Source organism: Mucilaginibacter mallensis (genome assembly GCF_900105165.1).
Lineage (GTDB): Bacteria > Bacteroidota > Bacteroidia > Sphingobacteriales > Sphingobacteriaceae > Mucilaginibacter > Mucilaginibacter mallensis.
In genome coordinates this window covers 1693881-1713199 of sequence record NZ_LT629740.1, presented here as the reverse complement: position 1 = coordinate 1713199, position 19319 = coordinate 1693881, and the positions used below count along the sequence as shown (strand labels likewise).

The window sequence follows — 19319 nt, the reverse complement described above, 5'->3', positions numbered from 1 at the left end:
AATAAAAATATGGCCAAAATAAATAGCTGATATTATACGCCTCATTAACATATTATTATCATAATTGTTATAATATATAATCGCCAAATATTAAATTTAGCTCAGTTTTTAGTTACTTTGAAGCTGCAATTTTTTATTGATTACTTTTGAGCCCAAACATTAATATACTGACAGGCTACAGCACTAATGGTTTAAAAGCGGATTGAATGGATAAACAATTACAATTCTCAGGTTTATGGGCAGTTATCTTAGGTGGATCGAGCGGATTTGGCTTTGCAGCCATTGAAAAACTTGCTAAGCATGGTATGAACATCGCCGTACTATACCGCGAAACCTCTGCTGCCGAGAAAATATTGAAAGAAAAGTTCGCGGCACTTACTGAACAATATTCCATTAAAATATTATCGCACAATATAAATGCCCTTGATCAGGTAAGCAGGGCACAATTTATTGAGGAATTCAGCACTCAGGCCGATAAGCACAGTGTAAAACTGCTGCTGCACAGCATTGCAAGAGGTAATTTAAAACCACTAACCATACCCGGCGCTACAGTTGAGGACGAGGCTTATAATGAGCTTTCCATCGAAGATATACAGTTGACCACCTACGCCATGTCCAACAGTTTGCTCGACTGGACAAAAGCTATCCTGAAGGCAGAATTATTTCATGAGGATGGCCGTATTATTGGCCTTACCAGCGAGGGCGCGCATAAGTATTGGGAAGGCTACGCGGCAGTATCCATAGCCAAAGCATCATTGGAGAGTTTGGCAAAATACATGGCAGTGGAATTCAGCGTTTATGGCTTAAAAACCAATGTAATACAGGCCGGTGTAACAGAAACAGCATCATTGAAAAAAATACCCGGGAGTGAAAAACTAATAAAAGCTGGCATCAAGAGAAACCCCCTTGGCAGAATAACAAAACCAGAAGACGTTGCCGGTGTTATATACCTGCTATGTACAGATGAGTCGTTCTGGATCAACGGTTCAATTATTCATGTAGATGGCGGAGAACATTGCCGGTAAAACACAATATTACATTACATGAACAATCATATTTTAAACCATCTTCCATATAAATCGTCTTTTCGTTTTGTTGATAATATATCATTACTAAGCGAGAACGAGGTGGTAGGAGAATATAAATTAAGAAAGGATGCCTTTTTTTACGAGGATCATTTTGCAGGTAATCCGGTTACACCCGGCGTTATCATAACCGAAATTATGGCGCAGATAGGCCTTGTAGTTTTAGGTATTTTTTTAGTGATGAAGGAAACTGAATTTAATTTCAGTGACGATGATTCGCTTTACCCTTTGCTTACATCAACTGATGTTTCCTTTTATAAAATGGTTTTGCCAGATGAAAAAGTCACGGTAGTCTCTAAAAAACAATACTTCCGCTATGGAAAGTTGAAATGTTATGTGGAGATGCTCGACAGTAAAAAGGAACTGGTGGCAAAAGGTATGTTTTCGGGCATTATAAAGCATATTGATATTAAAAAATGAGCAGGCGCGTAGTGGTAACGGGTATGGGTGTGGTTGCTCCTAATGGCGTAGGGGTTCCGGCTTTTCTGCAGGCTATACAAAATGGTGTGTCGGGCATAAAGTTTATGCCCCGTTATCAGGAGCTTAATTTTAGCTGTCAGGTAGCAGGTATGCCCAATTTCGACTGGGCCAGCCTGAGCAACTATATATCGGATGTTACACTGCACGGGTTGAAAGGCACCAATATAGGCTATGGCTTAGTTGCCGCATTGGATGCCTGGGCAGATTCGGGCATGACTTATGATACCGATGAGCCCCGATGGGAAACCGGCTGTGTATTTGGTAATAGTATTGCCGATACCGAGGCCATGAAGAATGTAATTATCCGCGTTGATAACAAGGAAGCCAAAAAATTAGGCTCGCGCGTGGTGGAGCAGGCCATGAATAGCGGTGTAACCTCTTACATATCCGGCCGCTTAGGTTTGGGCAATAAGGTGATCACCAACTCGGCAGCATGTGCCACGGGCACGCAGGCTATTTTAATGGGCTACGAGTATATAAAACACGGCTATGCCAAACGCATGGTTGTAGGCAGTGCCGAACATGTGGATACTTATGTTTACGGCGCGTTCGACTCTATGCGGGTATTATCCCGTAAGTATAATGATGAGCCGGAGAAGGCATCGAGACCAATGAGTGCCTCGGCGGGTGGTTTTATACCCGGTTCGGGCTCGGGCGCATTGGTTTTAGAGGACCTGGATTTTGCACTGGAACGCGGCGCGAAAATTTATGCCGAAGTTTTAGGCGGATCGAGCAACTCGGGCGGGCAGCGTTTGGGCGGCACCATGACTGCAGCTAACTCCACCGGTGTTATCAGGTGTATTAATGAGGCAATTACCACATCAGGTATTGATCCTCAGCAAATTGACCTAATTAGCGGACACTTAACCGCCACAAATGCCGACAGGCAGGAGATACAGAATTGGGCAAAAGCGCTTAACAGAACTGGGGAGGATTTTCCGCTAACCAATTCGTTAAAATCAATGATAGGCCATAGCCTTAGCGCAGCAGGTTCAATTGAAACCGTGGCATCGATATTGCAAATAGTACACGGTTTTGTTCATCCAAACATAAATCTGGATGATCCGAACCCCGAAATAATAAATTTGGTGAGCATTGATAAGCTGCCCATTAAAATGATAAAAAAAGAAGTTAATATTGTAGCTAAAGCAAATTTTGGCTTTGGGGATGTTAATTCCTGTTTAATACTTTCAAAATTTAATTAAATAATGACCAGACAAGAGATTCTAGAAGAACTAAAAAAGGTGATCTCACCTTACACAACCAATAAAGAAATGCTGGCTGAGATTAACGATCAGACAGACTTAATAAAGGACTTAAAAATAAATTCTGCCAATTTAGTTGATATCATTATTGATGCCGAAGCTAAATATGATATCGAAATTGATTATGATGTTGCCGATAAAATGATGGTAGTTGGTACTTGTATCGACGTTATAAGCGAAAGAATCAGCCAGAAACTATGATAAGTACGGGTAATGATGTTGTATCATTAAGTGCTATTGATATTACCCGCACAAAACTGCCAAATTTTTATTCAAAAATACTTTCAACCCCGGAAAGTGTACTTTATAACGAAGCAGTAGCTGCCACACTCCCTTTTGAAAATTTCGTTTGGTTATTATGGTCGATAAAAGAATCGGCTTATAAATACCTGCAAAGGATCAACCCTGAGCTGATTTTTACACCCGTAATGGTTGTTGGAGATCAGTTACAGGTACCCTATGACTATAAGCCAACAGCATTTGGCAAAAATGAGCTATCAGGTGCGGGCTTTAAAGATCAGTTAACGTTTGATACAACTGTAACATTTGGGCAGAATACCATCTACTCCAAATCATTGGTTTATACCGATGCGATAGTAACCGTTGTGCATTCGAGCAAAAATTTCGAGGATACTTTTTGGGGTATAAAATGGATCGATAATACGGATAATGAAAATCAATCAGCCGTTGTAAGGGAGTTTTTACTAGATAACCTGCATAAGCTATGCGGATTGGATAACATCACCATCAGCAAAAACAGGAACGCTATCCCCGTTCTGTTAAAAGGATCTGAAGAAACTGATATTCCTATCTCCCTATCCCACCATGGGCATTTTGTAGCTTATTCCTTTCAGCACTTTTAATCTTCTAAAAAGGATACCGGTTCCAGTTCGCCTAGCTCATCATCAGTAAACATGCGAGAGTGGATCATAAAGCGATAACCGGTAGGTATCTCAATAGAAAAACTTGAACCACGCCCTTTGGTAATACCAATGGTTAACTGGGTGTGCTGCCAGTATTCAAACTGGTCTTTGCTCATCCAAAATTCGCAGCCGTCAATCTCGCCCAGTTTTACATCGCTGCCGCCCAGCTTAAACTCCCCCTTCTCAAAACACATGGGCGATGAGCCATCGCAGCAACCACCGCTTTGGTGGAACATCAAGTCGCCAAAACGTTCCTTTAGCTGTGCAATCATGTTTGATGCTTCAGTGTCGACTAATACTCTCTTTATCATTGTATATTTTGGTAAATATATTAAAGGCGCATACACTTTTGATGTACGCGCCTCAATACAACCTGAGTGTCCAGATTAGAATATCTCCGTACTATTTAAAATCCTCAAACTTCTCTTCTATATTGGCAAGCACTTCACAATCGCAATAACCTCCATTTTCATTTAACCAAGGAATAACCCGTTGCGAAGTCAATTCATGTTTATTCAGATATTGTTCTGTAAATTTTAAAGTATGATCACATCCTTCGTCTTCTATTTTTTCATCTAACATATCAAATAGCTGAAAAAAATCAGCTATTTTCATTGGAAGACTACTAACAAATGCTTCTTCTTCATTCTTTTTAAACACCTTTTTTAATTGCTGTTGTCTTATCTTCTCTTCTTCTGATTTCATGAAAGCTATGATCGTTGATTACAATAACTAAGGAAAATATCCGCAATATATTGAATCAGAACTTAACTATTTTCAGTTCAGGAAAAATCATTAAAAGAAACCCAGTTTATTCTTATCGTAGGAGATGAGCATGTTTTTGGTTTGGCGATAATGCCCCAGCATCATCTTGTGATTTTCACGTCCGAAGCCCGATTTTTTATAACCGCCGAATGGCGCGTGTGCCGGGTAAGCATGGTAATTATTAACCCAAACACGGCCTGCTAAAATAGCGCGTGGCACCTGGTAAACTTCGTGCGCGTCGCGTGTCCAAACACCTGCGCCTAAGCCATACAAGGTATCATTTGCTATAGCGATGGCTTCCTCGGTAGTTTTAAAGGTGGTTACACAGGCAACCGGGCCAAAGATCTCTTCCTGAAAAATGCGCATTTTGTTATGACCCTTAAACAGGGTTGGCTGTATATAATAGCCGCCTGCCAAATCACCACCCAGCTTCTTTACCTCGCCACCGCAAAGTACCTCTGCTCCTTCTTCCTTACCAATTTTCAGGTACGATTGTATCTTTTCATACTGATCATTTGAGGCCTGTGCCCCCATCATGGTGGTACCATCCAGCGGATCGCCCATCTTAATGGCATTGGTACGCTCAATTACCCTCTTCATAAACTTATCATAAATATTCTCGTGCACCAAAATGCGTGACGGACAGGTACACACCTCGCCCTGGTTCAAGGCAAACATTACGGCGCCTTCAATTGCCTTATCAAAAAACGCGTCATCAGCATCGCCTACCGATTCAAAGAAAATATTAGGCGATTTACCCCCCAGCTCCATAGTAACCGGAATTAAATTTTCTGAAGCATATTGCATAATTAAGCGCCCGGTGGTGGTTTCACCTGTAAATGACACCTTGGCTATACGTGGTGATGATGCCAGTGGCTTACCAGCCTCCGGACCAAAACCGGTTATAATATTCAGTACGCCCGGAGGTAAAATATCACCTATCAGCTCCATCAACACCATAATAGATGTTGGGGTTTGCTCGGCCGGTTTTACCACGCAGCAGTTACCTGCTGCTAACGCGGGGGCAATTTTCCAGGTAGCCATCAGCAATGGAAAATTCCATGGGATGATCTGCCCTACTACACCCAGTGGTTCGTTTAGAACAATACTTACCGTATTTTCATCATGCTCTGATATTCCGCCTTCTTCAGCCCTGATCACACCGGCAAAATACCGGAAATGGTCAACAACCAACGGCAAATCTGCGGCGCGGGTTTCACGAATAGCCTTGCCGTTATCAATAACCTCAACAACTGCGAGGTATTCAAGATTAGTCTCAATGGTATCAGCGATTTTGTTGAGCAGCCCTGCCCTATGCGCTGCAGATGTTTTGCCCCAGGTTTTAAAAGCAGCATGTGCTGCATCCAGCGCCAGCTCCACATCTTCCTTGCCTGATCGGGCAGCTTTGGTAAATACCTTGCCATCAATTGGCGAAATATTATCAAAATACTCACCCTTGACCGGCGGCACAAACTTGCCGCCAATAAAATTTTCGTATTGCTTCTTAAAAGCAGGTTTTGAAACAGTGCTCATAAACTTATTTGTTTTAAATTGGTTGTACTAAGGTAGATGTACTGCTGATTAAGCAGTTGCATTATTAGGGCAAATGGTAGCACAATAATGTCAATGTTCGTGAAGTTTTGTTTATGTAGATCTATATGTCTAATTTGCTTTGAATTATGAGGCCATGAATAACAAGAACCTGTTATCACCGGTAAACCTGTCCAAAGGAAGAGAGTTAAACACACTGGTAGAGAACCGTAAGGCCTATACCATGAACCATTGCGAGCTAAATATTTTTGAAACCTATCAGCGCAGCGAACTGGTGCCCTTAACTTTTAGCGACCTGGTAATTACCAGCATGCTGCGCGGCAAAAAAGTGATGCATTTGTTTGACAAGCCCGGCTTTGATTACCTGCCCGGCGAAACCGTAATTGTACCACCCAACATCACCATGACCATCGATTTTCCTGAAGCCAGTGCGCAGCAGCCATCACAATGTACCGCGCTGGCTATCAATCAGCAGGAAATAAAAAATACACTTGATTTTTTAAACGAGAACTACCCTCGCGAAGACAAACAAATCTGGCAAATCAACTATAACCAATTCCACTTTTTTAATAATTACGAACTGGCACAGCTTATCAATAAACTCATCCGCATCAGTACCGGCGATGCATTAACCAAGGATGTGCTGGCTAATTTAACGCTAAAGGAACTGCTCATCCGCATTATGCAGATGCAGAATTTGCATGAGATAAATGACAACCAGCATGAGCTATCCGCAGGCAATCGTTTTGCTTACGTACTGGAATATATCCGCCTGCATTTGAGCGACAAGCTGAGCATTGATGCTTTGAGCCAGATGGCATTTATGAGTAAATCCAGCTTTTTCCGTGCCTTTAAGCATGAACTGGGTATCTCCCCTGTTGATTATGTGATCAGGGAGCGTATCCAGCTATCCAAGCAGTTTATGAATAACCCACATATCAGCATTTCTGATGCTTGTTTTAAAGCCGGCTTCAATAACCTCAACTATTTTTGCCGGGTATTTAAAAAGGTTGAAGGAATCACCCCGAGTATGTTCAAGGCACAATTCCGGGCCACCAGTCTTAATTAAAAAAAGCGAATAACAAAAGTTATCCGCTCTCAGTTAAACACAATATATAGGTAGATTATTGTCTTTTCAAATCATACGAAGCAGTATAATCATTCGTGGTTTGTGTAAGTGTTAAAGTATTATCATTTACCTTAAAATTGTACGTACCATTCACAGCTGCCTTGGTATCCACGTTAACGTTAAACAAAATAGTGTTGGTAAAAGTGATCTGGCTGCCGCTCACTTTATATGATCCCTGTGCGGTTACCGTATTGCTTTGCAATGATGTATAGCTGCTATAGGAAGGATAGGCTAATTTGATCACAAAGGTATCAGTGGTAGTACCACTTGTTAATGCCGTATATGCCGTAAACTGACCGCTATAGGTTCCATCAGCTAAAACATTATTGTTACTATTGTTTTTATGGCAACTGTACATTACAGCTATAAGGGCAATTAGTGTAATAAGGTTTAGGTTTTTCATAATGCCGGTTATTGTCGTTTAAGTTTATAAGTGTAAGTGTTGGTACCCGAAGTTTTGGTAATGATCAAACTATCGGCATTTACGTTATAACTGTATGAGCCCACTAATATTAAATTCCAGTCGAAATTAGCGGTATGAACAAGGCTATCTGTTAAAGCTATTTTATTGCCGGATAAGGTATATACCCCCTTTGATGCGGCTGTAAAACCTGCGGGCGCTGCAACAGTAGTATAATTTGAGTTATTGAATGAATAGGAAACACTACGGGTAATGGGGCCCGTATTAAACCCGCCGTCCTTTTCATCAGCAAGCAGCAGGCCGCTGTAAGTACCATCGGCAATTGTACCGCCGTTCAGCGGGCCGTTATAAGTTGCAATTGTTGCAGGTGTTTTTGCTTTGTGGGGGGCATCCTTACTGCAGCCGGACACCATTACCCCAAGCAAAGCGATCAGTATACTATATTTTAAAAGGTTCATTTAGCGGTTTTAAATACATTACGATCTATCTCTGCACTTTGCTACACCATCCATCATAAAAATAAAGCATGCCGTTAATAAGCCACACAAATAACACTTTTGAGTATACCAATAACATACAAACTGCGCAGGCTGCTATATGCGATCGACAGCTAACCTATGGTAGTTATTAGTTGAATACCAGTATTATACTATATAATTTGTGCTTACCTGTTATTTTCTGGAGCATGAAACGTGTGTATAATCCTGGTGTCCGTATTTTATTATGCATTTGCCTAACTGCTTTGGTATTGTATGGTCAGTTGCTAAGGGCACAGAGCTTCGATCTGGATAAAGGGCATAACCACGTAACCATACCATTCCGCATGGTGCGCAACATGATCATTATTAAACTAACCATAAATGGCAAGGGGCCATTTAATTTCATACTGGATACAGGTGTCGGCCTGATGATCATAACCGACCCGGATATTATCGACTCGCTTAATATAAACCACAAACACCCCATAAAGCTGCATGGCCTTGGCCAGGGTGATGACCTGGAAGCCCAGCTAACTTCAGCATTAGATATAAAAGTGCATGGGTTAACAAGCCATAACGTTGGCGCAGCTATTTTAATGAAGGATTTTCTGGGTTTATCCAACTGCGCGGGCATGCCTATCCATGGTTTGCTGGGCTATGAGTTTTTCAGCAATGTTGTAGTAAAAATAAATTTTCAGGATAGCACGCTCTTTGTTTTCCGCCCAGCGCAAATCAAAAAATATGCGAAGGGAGAAAAGCTCCCGCTTAGTATAGAAAACAACAAACCTTATTTACAGGCAAATGTAACCCTGCCTAATGGCGCTGAAAAAAAATGCAAGCTCATTATGGATATAGGCGCCGGACACCCCTTGTCATTAGAGAATTTTTTAAATACAAATGAGCTTCCGCACAATTTCATCCGGGCTAACCTTGGACAGGGCTTTAACGGGCCTATTGATGGTTATATAAGCCGGATACCGAAAATTGTTTTGGGCAGATTTTCAATTGAAAACTTGCTTACCTCATTTCCAACCAAACATCCTGAAAGTATTTCATATGATGCTGTTTTGCGCGATGGCAACCTTGGCCTGGGTCTGCTAAAAAGGTTTGCAATGATTATTGATTACCCCGACAGTGCCATATACCTTAAACCCTTCAAACAGCTAAAGGCACCGTTTGAGCATGACATGAGCGGACTCGAATATTACGCCACCGGCGATGGCTATAAACATGTAATCATCGATCGTGTTGAGCCCGGTTCAGCAGGCGACCTTATCGGCCTGGAAAAGGATGATGAGATCGTATCCATCAACTTTAAGTCGGTAGCCAGCATGACAATTGAGGATATTGACGAGCTTTTTAAATCAGGCGATAACAGGAGCCTGCTGCTTGAAGTTTTCCACGATAATAAATACGATCGCGTTATCCTCACCCTAAAACGACGCATATGACATATATATCCACCCATCACAACAAAACAATATCACAATGAAAATCAACACACTACTCTTAAAAATCACACCCATTATTTTTGGTATTTCCATCTTCATTTTAGGCTTTCAACATGTTTATTACAGGGCGCTTAACCCGGCGCTTTTCCCTGTCCCCGGCAAATTTCCGGGGCTCATATTCCTGGTTGATATTTCAGGCATTTTATTGATGCTGTGCGGCATTGCTGCCGTAATAAAAAAATGGCGTGCACCTGCCTTTTTACTGATAGGATTGGTATTTATGTTATCCTTTTTGCTTGTGCACCTGCCCATTTTACTGGGTAACATAAAAAATGCGATGGAATGGACGGGAGCATTTGAAACCTTCGCCATATTGAGCGGGGCATTTCTTTTTGCCGTTAATTCAGAAAACAGCACCTCTGGCACAACATACAAAATGTACAATATTATGGAGCGCATAAGCAAACTGATGTTTGCCATCTCACTGGTGGTTTTTGGTATCCAGCATTTTCAATATGGGGATTTTGTGGCGACTTTAATCCCGGGCTGGATACCATTCCACTTGTTTTGGGCCTATTTTGTGGGTGGGGGCTTTATAGCTTCGGCCATAAGCCTGATCATTAACGTAAAGCAAAAACTGGCAATGGCTTTACTGGGCATTATGTTTATTTTATGGGTGATACTTTTGCATATCCCGCGCGTATATAATCATGCTACGGACAGGGATGAACTATCGAGCCTGCTTATTTGCCTGCTGATGGCCTGCATATCATTTTTAATAATGGCAACGCATAAAGATCATTTTCATGTAAGCAGTTATACCCATTAACCGGTTGTTTATATACCCATGTTGATATTTAGCAGCTATTATAGTTTAAACATCAGAAAATTACGACCTTTAAAATAGTGAACAAGCGCATATTAAGGCATATAGTATTTTGGGTAACGTATTTTATTATAAATACTTTGTTCGAGTTTTCGTGGATCCAGTCCTTTATCCCAAAATCCAATCACGAGGACATCCTGATACAGGCCGTATTAACCAACCTTATTATTTTACCTTCAAAACTGTTGTTTACCTATTTTGTGTTCTATTTTTCTATCCCGAAGGCCTTTAACAAAACCCTGAACAGTAATGTCAATATCATTGTCACCATATTGGTTTTTGTAGCATCTATATTTTTGCACCGTGTACTGGCTACCTTTTTGTTGGTCGAAAATCCGGCTTTTACCAACCAGGTAAAGCTTACTTACGATAATATGTTCACGGTTTCACAGCTGTTTGCTTCCATGCTCGATCTTGGGTTTATATGCGGCGTGGCTATAGTAATTAAACTTTTCCGCATGCAGATAGACAACCTGAGCCGGGAAAAGGACCTATCGAAGGAAAAACTGGAAACTGAACTAAAATTCCTTAAAAATCAGATCAACCCCCATTTCCTGTTCAATACGCTCAATAATATTTACGCGCTGGCCCGCAAAAAATCCGATCTGGCACCGGTCATCATCATGAAGCTGTCAAAGCTGCTACGCTTTATGCTGTATGAAGCCGAAAAAAGCCACGTGCCAATATCCGAAGAAATACGGGTTTTAGAAGATTATGTCGAGGTTGAAAAAGTGCGGTTCTCCAAGCGCCTGCATATTACCTTTACGCAAGATATTGATAATCAAAACCAAGCCATCACACCGCTTATCCTGCTTCCATTTATTGAGAACGCCTTTAAGCACGGCCCCGGTGAGATGCTGGCCGATACCTTCATCGACATAAATATAATGCTCGATAATGGCTATTTATTATTTGTGGTGATCAACTCAAAAGAGGCTAAGGAGTGCGAAAGCTCCGACCGGAAAATAGGCTTGAGCAATGTGCGGCGCCAACTGGAACTCATGTATACCGAATTTAAGCTTGATATTGAGAATTTAAGTGATACATTTAAGATTAATTTATCCATCAACCTGAATAAAAGTGCAGCAGTATAATTGTATTATAATTGAGGATGAACCCCTGGCCACAGAGGTATTGGAGGATTATATTGCCGATGTGCCCTTCCTGAAACTGATAAACCACTACAGCAACGCCATGAGCGCGCTGAGTGACCTGAACAAGCAACAGATAGACCTGATATTTCTCGATATAAACCTGCCCAAACTTAAAGGGATCGATTTTATTAAGACGTTAAAAAACCCACCCCATATTATCATTACAACCGCATACCATGAATATGCCTTGCAGGGATACGATTTGAATATTGTTGACTACCTGCTAAAACCCATCGAGTTCAGCAGGTTTTTAAAGGCGGTGAATAAATTGAAGTTCATCACCTCGGAACATACTTATAATGCCTCGCTGTTTGTGCCTGAAGGGCGCGACTTTATGTTTGTTTTTGTAGATAAAAAACGGGTGAAAGTACATTTTAAGGAGATCATATATATTGAAAGCCTTAAAGAGTATGTGCGGATAGTAACCAAAGAAAAGACCATCACCACCAAATCACAACTGGGGCAGATTGAGGAACTGCTCAACAAAAATGATTTCCTGCGGATCCACCGCTCCTTTATCATCGCCAAAGATAAAATAGATGCCTATACTAGCACCATAATTGAGCTTTGCGGCAAAACCCTGCCCATTGGCCGCAGCTACAAGGAACTGGTAATGGGCATACTCGACGAAAAATAAGGCCTAAAGATTATACGATTCCAGCTGATCTGCTATCTGGTTCAATAATTCTTCTTGCTCTATCCCAGCATTTTTGCAGATGTGCAGATGCTTATGCGGGCCGGGCTCAAAGCTGGCAATAAACACACCATTTTTATACACCTCATATTTGCATTGCTCACCATCGTGGTGCATATAATCGCGTATCTCGAAATGATGATGCTCGTTATTGCTGCTTACAGATATTTCAAATAATTCCATAACGTGTTCAATATTATACTATGCAAACCATAAGCCATCCCTATTGTTGTAATAAAACCAATATAATTAATTATGGACGATGATGAATATGCCCACAGCTCTGAAAAGGAGCTGATTAACATGAAGGAAAATTACGAAGTAGAATACTGGACCAAAAAACTTGGCGTAAGTCGCGAAAGATTACAGGAAGCAGTTGACGCCGTTGGTACATCTGCCGAAGAGGTTAAAAAATATTTAATATAATACTTTTATGAGCCTGGAAAAATATGCCGAGAAGCGGGATTTTACCAAAACCGCTGAACCCAAAGCTGGACTAAGCAAGGATAAGGATCATTTAATGTTCGTGATACAGAAGCATGATGCTTCACGCCTGCATTATGATTTCAGGCTCGAGATGGATGGTGTATTAAAGAGCTGGGCAATACCAAAAGGCCCATCAACCGACCCAAAAACTAAGCGACTGGCTATGATGGTAGAGGATCACCCTTTTGATTACCGCAACTTTGAAGGCATCATCCCGAAAGGCGAATATGGCGGCGGCACCGTAATAGTTTGGGACGAAGGTACCTACGAGCCTATTGAAGAAATAAAAGGCAAGAAAGCACAGGAAAAGGCTTTATTGCAACAATTAAAGTCAGGCTCACTAAAAATCAAACTGCACGGCGAAAAACTGGAAGGCGAATACGCCTTAGTGAAAACCCAGGGCATGGGCGAAAACGGCTGGCTGCTGATAAAGCATAACGACAAGTTTGCCAGTACTGATGATATAACGAAGGAAGATCAGTCTGTACTCTCTGGTAAAACCATTGAATCGATGGAGAAAACCAGCGAAAAGGTATGGCAGCATGGCCATGAAGAAGATGTAGAAGAGCCGGAGAAAGGCAGTAAAAAAAAAGTCCAGGCGGGGCGCATTAGCGAAGTAATGGATCCGGCAGGATCAGCTGAGGCATTGGTATCTTCGGATGAGATCGATGTTAAAGCACTAATAAAAAACGCACCTAAAGCTACTATTCCAGAAAACATTCAGCCCATGAAAGCTACGTTAGTTTATGAACCCTTTGATGATCCCGACTGGCTGTACGAAGTAAAATGGGATGGTTACCGTTCTATTGCTACGATAAACAACGGTGAGGTCAACCTCATATCGCGCAATAACAAAACCTTTAATGAGAAATTCTACTCCATTTATAAGCTATTGCAAAAGTGGAAGATAAACGCCGTGCTCGATGGAGAAATATTGGTATTGAATGATAAAGGAGTATCCGATTTCGGCGCATTACAGAACTGGCGCAGCGAGGCCGATGGAGAGCTGGTATTTTATGTATTCGATATCCTTTGGTATGAAGGCAAAAACCTGATGGGCCTGCCATTAAACCAGCGCCAGGCCATTTTAAAAGAAATACTGCCGACGGATAATGACCACATCCGCCAAAGTAAAGTATTTAATGACAGTGGTATCGACTTTTTTAATGCTGCCGGGCGTATGGGCCTTGAAGGCATCATTGCCAAAAAAGCAAGCAGCACTTATACTTCTGATCTACGCTCGCGCGAATGGCTGAAGATCAAAGTTCATCAGCGGCAGGAAGTGATCATTGCCGGGTTCACCAAAAACGTGGGCACCAGCAAATCATTCAGCGCATTGGTATTGGGTGTTTATGACGGTGGTATTTTAAGATATGTGGGCAAGGTAGGCACCGGATTTTCCGATAAACTGCAAAAAGAAATGATGGCGCTGTTTAAACCGCTCATTACGGATAAAAGTCCGTTTGATGTGGAACCTGATGTAGATAAACCATCACGTTTTCGGCCTAAACGCATGGGTGCCAAACCCACATGGCTAAAACCCGAGCTGGTTTGCGAAGTTGCCTTTGCCGAAGTTACCAGCGATGGCGTATTTCGACAGGCATCATTTAAAGGTATGCGGATAGATAAAAAAGCCAAGGATGTGGTACTTGAAATACCAAAGGACACTAACGAAACCGTTGAAGAAGTTGATAATAAATCATCATCAAAAGAAACCCATAAAGATGTTGTTATGCCGCCAAAAGATAAGGACCGTAAAACATTACTTAACCCTACCGATGAAACCCAAGTACGCAAAATTTGCGGACATGAATTAAAATTCACTCATCTGAGCAAGGTTTACTGGCCCGAGGATAATGTAACCAAGCGCGATATGTTTAATTACTATTACCAGGTAGCTGAGTATATCCTGCCATATTTAAAGGATAGGCCCATGTCGCTCAACCGTTTCCCTAACGGGATACATGGCTCAAGCTTTTACCAAAAGGATATAACTGGCAAAGCCCCTGATTGGGTAACAAAAACTTTCCCTTACACTACCAGCGAGGGTGAGCATAAGGAATATTTGGTAGGCTCTGATGAATCTTATTTATTATGGATGGCATCATTAGGCTGTATTGAAATGAACCCATGGTTCAGCCGTATACAATCACCCGATAACCCGGATTATTGTGTGATAGATCTCGACCCGGATAAAAACACCTTCGACCAGGTGGTTGCAGCCGCATTGGAAGTTAAAAAGGTTTTGGATGCAATAGATGTGCCCTCCTACCCAAAAACATCAGGTTCAACAGGCATGCATATTTACATTCCGCTGAATGCAAAGTATACTTACGACCAAAGCCAGATGTTCGCAAAGATCATAGAGCAGTTGGTACACAAGCAGATCCCTGATTATACGAGCCTGGAGCGCATGGTAAGCAAGCGCGATGGCAAAATGTACCTCGATTTTTTACAGAACCGCCCGGGCGCGACTATCGCCGGTCCCTACTCGCTCCGCCCTAAAGTTGGCGCAACAGTTTCCATGCCTTTAGCGTGGGACGAAGTAAAACCCGGCCTTACCATGAAAGATTTTACTATCTTCAACTCCATCGACCGCCTCAAAGAAACCGGCGACCTGTTCAAGGGCGTACTAGGCAAAGGCATCGACCTCGAAAAAACAATCAAAAAAGCGCAAACCATATTTAGCAGCTAAAAACATCCTGAAAATCAATAAAATCACTTAATCCTGGTTCATGTTCGCCAATAAAATCATCAATTTCAATAAAAACCTCCATTTCACAGGCACTTTACCCGAGGGCGTGCACATCATGAACCCTTTCCGCGAAAGCGAAACAGCTTTGGCCTGTTCACAAATATTTTATAAAAAGTATTATGGTGATAACGACCCGCGGCATTTAATCTTAGGCATAAACCCCGGCAGATTTGGTTCAGCCATGACGGGCGTTTCATTTACCGATCCTAAACGGATGAGTATACAATGCGAAATCCCTTTCAGCGGGCAAATGACGCATGAGCCATCATCAGAATATGTGTATGATATGATAAAAGCCTATGGCGGCATTAAAGAGTTTTACCACCATTTTTATATCCACTCTATTTGTCCGCTGGGTTTCACAGTTACCGGGCCAAAGGGCAAGGAGATAAATTATAATTATTACGACCGCCCCGATCTGCAAAAAGCCGTATACCCATTCATTATCGATAACCTGAAAAAGCAAATTGCCATGGGCTTTGAAACCAATGTATGCTTTTGTTTCGGCACAGGTAAAAACGAAGCATTTCTCAGGAAACTGAACAATGAAATGGGCTTTTTTAAACAGATCATTGCACTGGAGCATCCCCGGTATATTATGCAGTACAAATCGAAAACAAAACAAGTTTATATTGATAAATACCTGCAGGCCTTTCAACAGGTTAACGCCATACAATGAGCACCAAAGGCGTATTTTATGGTGGGATAAGCGGGTTACATATACCTATTCCCAAACGGGATTTTCCGCCTGAATTTGCCGATAAAAGCAGGCTTAATTTTTATGCAAGCTTGTTCAACAGTATTGAGATAAACAGTTCCTTTTACAAGTTACCACTGGCTAAAACCGTAGCCAAATGGGCATTGGATGTTCCTGACAATTTCAAATTCACCTATAAGCTTTGGCGCGATATCACCCACAATAAAGATTTGCTTTTCAAGCCCGAAGATGTAGACCGGTTTATACAGGTAATTAACCATGCAGACGATAAAAAAGGCTGTTTACTGGTACAATTCCCACCAAGTATTACAGTTGCCTGTCGTGGTCAGCTGGAATATTTGTTATCAGTTATCCGGAATATCGACCTAAATGAGGAATGGAAACTGGCAGTTGAGTTTCGGCACCGATCATGGTATGATGATGGCGTTTATGAACTACTGCAAAAGTATAAGGCCAGCTTTGTGATACAGGATATGCCTGCCTCTGTTTCGCCTTTGGTAACTTTAGCGGATGATGTTGTTTACCTGCGTTTTCATGGACCGAATGGTGGGTACCGGGGCAGCTATGCCGATGATTTTTTATATGAATATGCACAGTATGCAAAAGAATGGCTGACAGAAGGTAAAGATCTGTACGCCTATTTCAACAATACCATGGGTGATGCTATAAATAACCTTATGATGCTGAAAAACTTTCTTGAGCCTGAAGAACTATAAATAACAAAGCAGGATATGCGTATCCTGCTTTGTTATTGGCAATTAATTTAGTGCCTGCTGTTGTTTGAATTTCCGCCTGAATGTGAAGCCTTCCCGCCTTTGCTCGCCATTTCGCGTTGTTTGTTTTCATCCATGTTTGCAGAATTCCCTGAATTGTTGCTGCCTGGCCTGTTCTGGCTGTTCTGGTTTGACTTATTGTCGCTACCTGAATGGTTTTTTTGATTAGTTGCCATTTTGATAATTTTATAATTTACAATTTGTTAACTGCTCAATAAATATTAATAAACGTGCCCTAAAATTACCAACACAATAAAACGACTGATTTATAATCACTTACAAACAATAATAATTTAATTAATCTAAAGGCAAAGTTTTAGCTAAAAAGGAAAGTGTCCCCACAGCGAAACAAAAGTGTACACTATAGCCAATAAACGTTTAAACGGGTATAAGCCGGCTAAGTCTTTAATTGGCAGATCGCATCATCCTCGAAATAATACCCCACCATCAGAAATATTTTCCGGACTGATAATAAATACAGATCCATATATAAACACAAAAAAATACGTGCTTTTATATATTATTACGACCTAAATACGCTACAGAAATCATGTTTTACATAGCCGTATTTTTACCTGTAAACTATATAATACCTATAAATATTGATTTATAGGCGCGGTACAACAACGTGGAATAATTTTGGATAGATTAAGCACACACACTATTAAAACCATTAAAAGCCATGACAAACATTTTATACCTCATTGCCGTAATCCTTGTAATATGCTGGGCTATCGGATACTTCGCTTATTCCGCAGGTGGTATTATCCACGTATTGTTAGTTATAGCTATTATAGCTTTAATTCTTGGAGTTATCCGTAGAGCCTGATAAAAACACAATTAAATATTTATGCCGGTCAGAAATAATACCTGACCGGCTTTTTTTGCTGTTTTTTTTCTCCATTTCTTTTGCATTAAACTATATTTATCCTTAATCCAAATGGCCGGTTTAAAAGGCCTATGGAACAGAATTATTTGATATTCTGAAAGCCTGAGCAATAATCTATGGAAAATTATACCGTCGTCCTTATTATTCTTGGTATCATGATCGGCCTCTCAGCAATGGCTGATAAAATAAAGCTTCCCTATCCTATTTTACTAATTGTAGCAGGTATAGCTATAGGATTTATCCCTCAACTGCCAAACATAGTACTAAATCCTGAAATCATCTTCCTGATATTTTTGCCACCCTTATTGTATGATGCCGCTTTTAACATTTCCTTTAACGAGTTTAAAACCAACATCAACACCATTAGTACACTGGCAATTACACTGGTGTTTATAACAGCTACCGGCATAGCTGTTTTTTCCCATTATTTTATACCGGGGATGAGCTGGCCGCTTTCATTTGTGCTCGGTGCCATATTATCAGCAACTGATAGTGTAGCTGCCATGAGCATTACCAAAGGTTTAGGACTGCAACATAAAACCATTACCATATTGGAGGGCGAAAGCCTGGTAAATGATGCCTCGGCATTAATAGCCTATCGTTTTGCTGTTGCCGCGGTAACGGGTGCTGCCTTTATCTGGTGGAAAGCCTCGCTGCAATTTTTTATACTGATGGGAGGTGGTGCATTAGTTGGTTGGGTGATGGGTAATTTACTAACCTATATCATTAATAAAGTTAAAGATAATCACATGGTAACCATCAGTTTTTTATTGCTGATGCCCTTTGTAACTTATTTAATAGCTGAAGATCTTGATGTATCAGGCGTTATCTCGGTAGTCATATTAGGACTCATTATTGCCCGTTTTAAAAATAAGGATACTTCCAGCGATCTCAAGAAAGAAGCCCGGTCGATCTGGGATATTATCGTATTCTTATTAAACGGTTTGATCTTTATCCTGATCGGACTTCAATTGCCCTTTGTAATAAAAAACGTCAGCTACAACCAGTTAATACCCTATATAGGATACGGCTTTATAATTACTCTTATAGCCTTACTGCTGCGCATGATCCGTGTATTTTTACAGCGGATAAACCTGCAAAGGGCTTTTCAAAAAGGCAAAGGCAGAATAACTGAAGATGCCTTGCTCGATTTTAAGAACAGCCTCATCATTAGCTGGTCGGGTATGCGGGGAATAGTATCACTGGCAATAGCCATTGGTTTACCTTTAACCCTGGCTGATGGCAGCCCCTTCCCAAAACGAAATGCCATTATCCTTATTTCTGTTATTGTGGTACTCTTCACGCTTATAGGTCAGGGGCTTAGTTTACCATGGTTGGTAAAACGCCTCAAAATTGATAAAAACAATAAGTAACAGCGTAGTTGCCAGGCTATATAATTGCGATATACATTAATT

23 protein-coding genes are annotated in these 19319 nt (G+C 41.1%); 16 read left to right on the top strand and 7 right to left on the bottom strand.

Features of this window, described 5'->3' with window-relative positions; all coding sequences use genetic code 11:
• Positions 1-206 precede the first annotated feature (206 nt).
• The 5 genes from BLU33_RS06950 to BLU33_RS06930 are packed head-to-tail and all read left to right on the top strand — an operon-like array spanning position 207 to position 3693.
• Entirely contained in the window at positions 207-1025 is an 819-nt protein-coding gene (locus BLU33_RS06950) for an SDR family oxidoreductase (protein WP_091370664.1), read from the top strand.
• An 18-nt stretch (positions 1026-1043) separates the two neighbouring features.
• Positions 1044-1505, top strand: a complete 462-nt coding sequence (locus tag BLU33_RS06945; protein WP_091370661.1) for a 3-hydroxyacyl-ACP dehydratase FabZ family protein — start codon at positions 1044-1046, stop codon at positions 1503-1505.
• On the top strand, positions 1502-2770 hold the full coding sequence (locus BLU33_RS06940) for a beta-ketoacyl-[acyl-carrier-protein] synthase family protein (protein WP_091370659.1): 1269 nt from the start codon (positions 1502-1504) through the stop codon (positions 2768-2770). Before BLU33_RS06945 ends, BLU33_RS06940 begins: the two co-directional genes overlap by 4 nt.
• Positions 2771-2773: 3 nt before the next feature.
• Positions 2774-3031 carry an acyl carrier protein gene (locus BLU33_RS06935; RefSeq protein WP_091370657.1) on the top strand — a complete coding sequence of 86 codons (258 nt, stop codon included), beginning with the start codon at positions 2774-2776 and terminating at the stop codon, positions 3029-3031.
• Complete coding sequence (locus BLU33_RS06930) at positions 3028-3693, top strand: 4'-phosphopantetheinyl transferase family protein (RefSeq protein ID WP_091370655.1); 666 nt, start codon at positions 3028-3030, stop codon at positions 3691-3693. Before BLU33_RS06935 ends, BLU33_RS06930 begins: the two co-directional genes overlap by 4 nt.
• On the opposite strand, the gene BLU33_RS06925 is transcribed toward BLU33_RS06930, so the two are convergent.
• The 3 genes from BLU33_RS06925 to BLU33_RS06915 form a co-directional block, all read right to left on the bottom strand.
• A complete protein-coding gene (locus BLU33_RS06925; protein WP_091370653.1) occupies positions 3690-4064 on the bottom strand; it encodes a DUF779 domain-containing protein in 375 nt (124 codons plus the stop codon). The genes BLU33_RS06930 and BLU33_RS06925 overlap by 4 nt on opposite strands.
• A 91-nt stretch (positions 4065-4155) precedes the next feature.
• Positions 4156-4458: a DUF2695 domain-containing protein gene (locus BLU33_RS06920; RefSeq protein WP_091370651.1), complete on the bottom strand. Its 303-nt coding sequence runs from the start codon at positions 4456-4458 to the stop codon at positions 4156-4158.
• Between the two features lie 90 nt (positions 4459-4548).
• A complete protein-coding gene (locus tag BLU33_RS06915; protein ID WP_091370649.1) occupies positions 4549-6051 on the bottom strand; it encodes an aldehyde dehydrogenase family protein in 1503 nt (500 codons plus the stop codon).
• 154 nt (positions 6052-6205) lie between these two features.
• Here BLU33_RS06915 and BLU33_RS06910 point away from each other — a divergent pair, with 154 nt between their 5' ends.
• A complete protein-coding gene (locus BLU33_RS06910) occupies positions 6206-7138 on the top strand; it encodes an AraC family transcriptional regulator (RefSeq protein ID WP_091370646.1) in 933 nt (310 codons plus the stop codon).
• 55 nt (positions 7139-7193) lie between these two features.
• On the opposite strand, the gene BLU33_RS06905 is transcribed toward BLU33_RS06910, so the two are convergent.
• Both BLU33_RS06905 and BLU33_RS06900 read right to left on the bottom strand, forming a co-directional pair.
• Positions 7194-7601 carry a hypothetical protein gene (locus BLU33_RS06905; RefSeq protein ID WP_091370644.1) on the bottom strand — a complete coding sequence of 136 codons (408 nt, stop codon included), beginning with the start codon at positions 7599-7601 and terminating at the stop codon, positions 7194-7196.
• Between the two features lie 8 nt (positions 7602-7609).
• Positions 7610-8077, bottom strand: coding sequence for a hypothetical protein (locus BLU33_RS06900; RefSeq protein WP_091370642.1), 468 nt, complete (start codon positions 8075-8077; stop codon positions 7610-7612).
• 227 nt (positions 8078-8304) lie between these two features.
• On the opposite strand from BLU33_RS06900, the gene BLU33_RS06895 reads away from it, so the two are divergent.
• From BLU33_RS06895 to BLU33_RS06880, 4 genes are all read left to right on the top strand, one after another.
• On the top strand, positions 8305-9549 hold the full coding sequence (locus BLU33_RS06895; protein WP_091370640.1) for an aspartyl protease family protein: 1245 nt from the start codon (positions 8305-8307) through the stop codon (positions 9547-9549).
• A 37-nt stretch (positions 9550-9586) separates the two neighbouring features.
• Positions 9587-10378, top strand: coding sequence for a DoxX family protein (locus tag BLU33_RS06890; protein WP_091370638.1), 792 nt, complete (start codon positions 9587-9589; stop codon positions 10376-10378).
• 77 nt (positions 10379-10455) lie between these two features.
• On the top strand, positions 10456-11529 hold the full coding sequence (locus tag BLU33_RS06885; protein ID WP_091370636.1) for a sensor histidine kinase: 1074 nt from the start codon (positions 10456-10458) through the stop codon (positions 11527-11529).
• The gene (locus BLU33_RS06880) at positions 11516-12226 is read left to right on the top strand and encodes a LytR/AlgR family response regulator transcription factor (protein ID WP_091370634.1); all 711 of its coding nucleotides are present in this window, start codon (positions 11516-11518) and stop codon (positions 12224-12226) included. Before BLU33_RS06885 ends, BLU33_RS06880 begins: the two co-directional genes overlap by 14 nt.
• Before the next feature lie 3 nt (positions 12227-12229).
• On the opposite strand, the gene BLU33_RS06875 is transcribed toward BLU33_RS06880, so the two are convergent.
• Positions 12230-12466, bottom strand: a complete 237-nt coding sequence (locus BLU33_RS06875; RefSeq protein ID WP_091370632.1) for a hypothetical protein — start codon at positions 12464-12466, stop codon at positions 12230-12232.
• Between the two features lie 72 nt (positions 12467-12538).
• Between BLU33_RS06875 and BLU33_RS06870 the strand changes: the two genes are divergently transcribed.
• The 4 genes from BLU33_RS06870 to BLU33_RS06855 are packed head-to-tail and all read left to right on the top strand — an operon-like array spanning position 12539 to position 16958.
• A complete protein-coding gene (locus BLU33_RS06870) occupies positions 12539-12709 on the top strand; it encodes a DUF3606 domain-containing protein (protein ID WP_091370630.1) in 171 nt (56 codons plus the stop codon).
• Between the two features lie 7 nt (positions 12710-12716).
• On the top strand, positions 12717-15464 hold the full coding sequence (gene ligD / locus BLU33_RS06865; protein ID WP_091370627.1) for a DNA ligase D: 2748 nt from the start codon (positions 12717-12719) through the stop codon (positions 15462-15464).
• Between the two features lie 40 nt (positions 15465-15504).
• Complete coding sequence (locus BLU33_RS06860) at positions 15505-16203, top strand: uracil-DNA glycosylase family protein (RefSeq protein ID WP_091370625.1); 699 nt, start codon at positions 15505-15507, stop codon at positions 16201-16203.
• Positions 16200-16958 (top strand): DUF72 domain-containing protein, encoded by a 759-nt coding sequence (locus BLU33_RS06855; protein WP_091370623.1) that lies wholly within the window; start codon positions 16200-16202, stop codon positions 16956-16958. The genes BLU33_RS06860 and BLU33_RS06855 overlap by 4 nt, the downstream gene beginning before the upstream one ends.
• Before the next feature lie 47 nt (positions 16959-17005).
• Here BLU33_RS06855 and BLU33_RS06850 read toward each other — a convergent pair whose 3' ends face one another.
• Complete coding sequence (locus BLU33_RS06850; protein WP_091370621.1) at positions 17006-17191, bottom strand: KGG domain-containing protein; 186 nt, start codon at positions 17189-17191, stop codon at positions 17006-17008.
• Positions 17192-17697: 506 nt separating this feature from the next.
• Here BLU33_RS06850 and BLU33_RS25040 point away from each other — a divergent pair.
• Together BLU33_RS25040 and BLU33_RS06845 are read left to right on the top strand one after the other, a co-directional pair.
• A complete protein-coding gene (locus BLU33_RS25040; RefSeq protein WP_157682069.1) occupies positions 17698-17844 on the top strand; it encodes a lmo0937 family membrane protein in 147 nt (48 codons plus the stop codon).
• Between the two features lie 176 nt (positions 17845-18020).
• The gene (locus BLU33_RS06845) at positions 18021-19277 is read left to right on the top strand and encodes a Na+/H+ antiporter (RefSeq protein ID WP_091370620.1); all 1257 of its coding nucleotides are present in this window, start codon (positions 18021-18023) and stop codon (positions 19275-19277) included.
• The last annotated feature ends 42 nt before the right edge of the window (positions 19278-19319 follow it).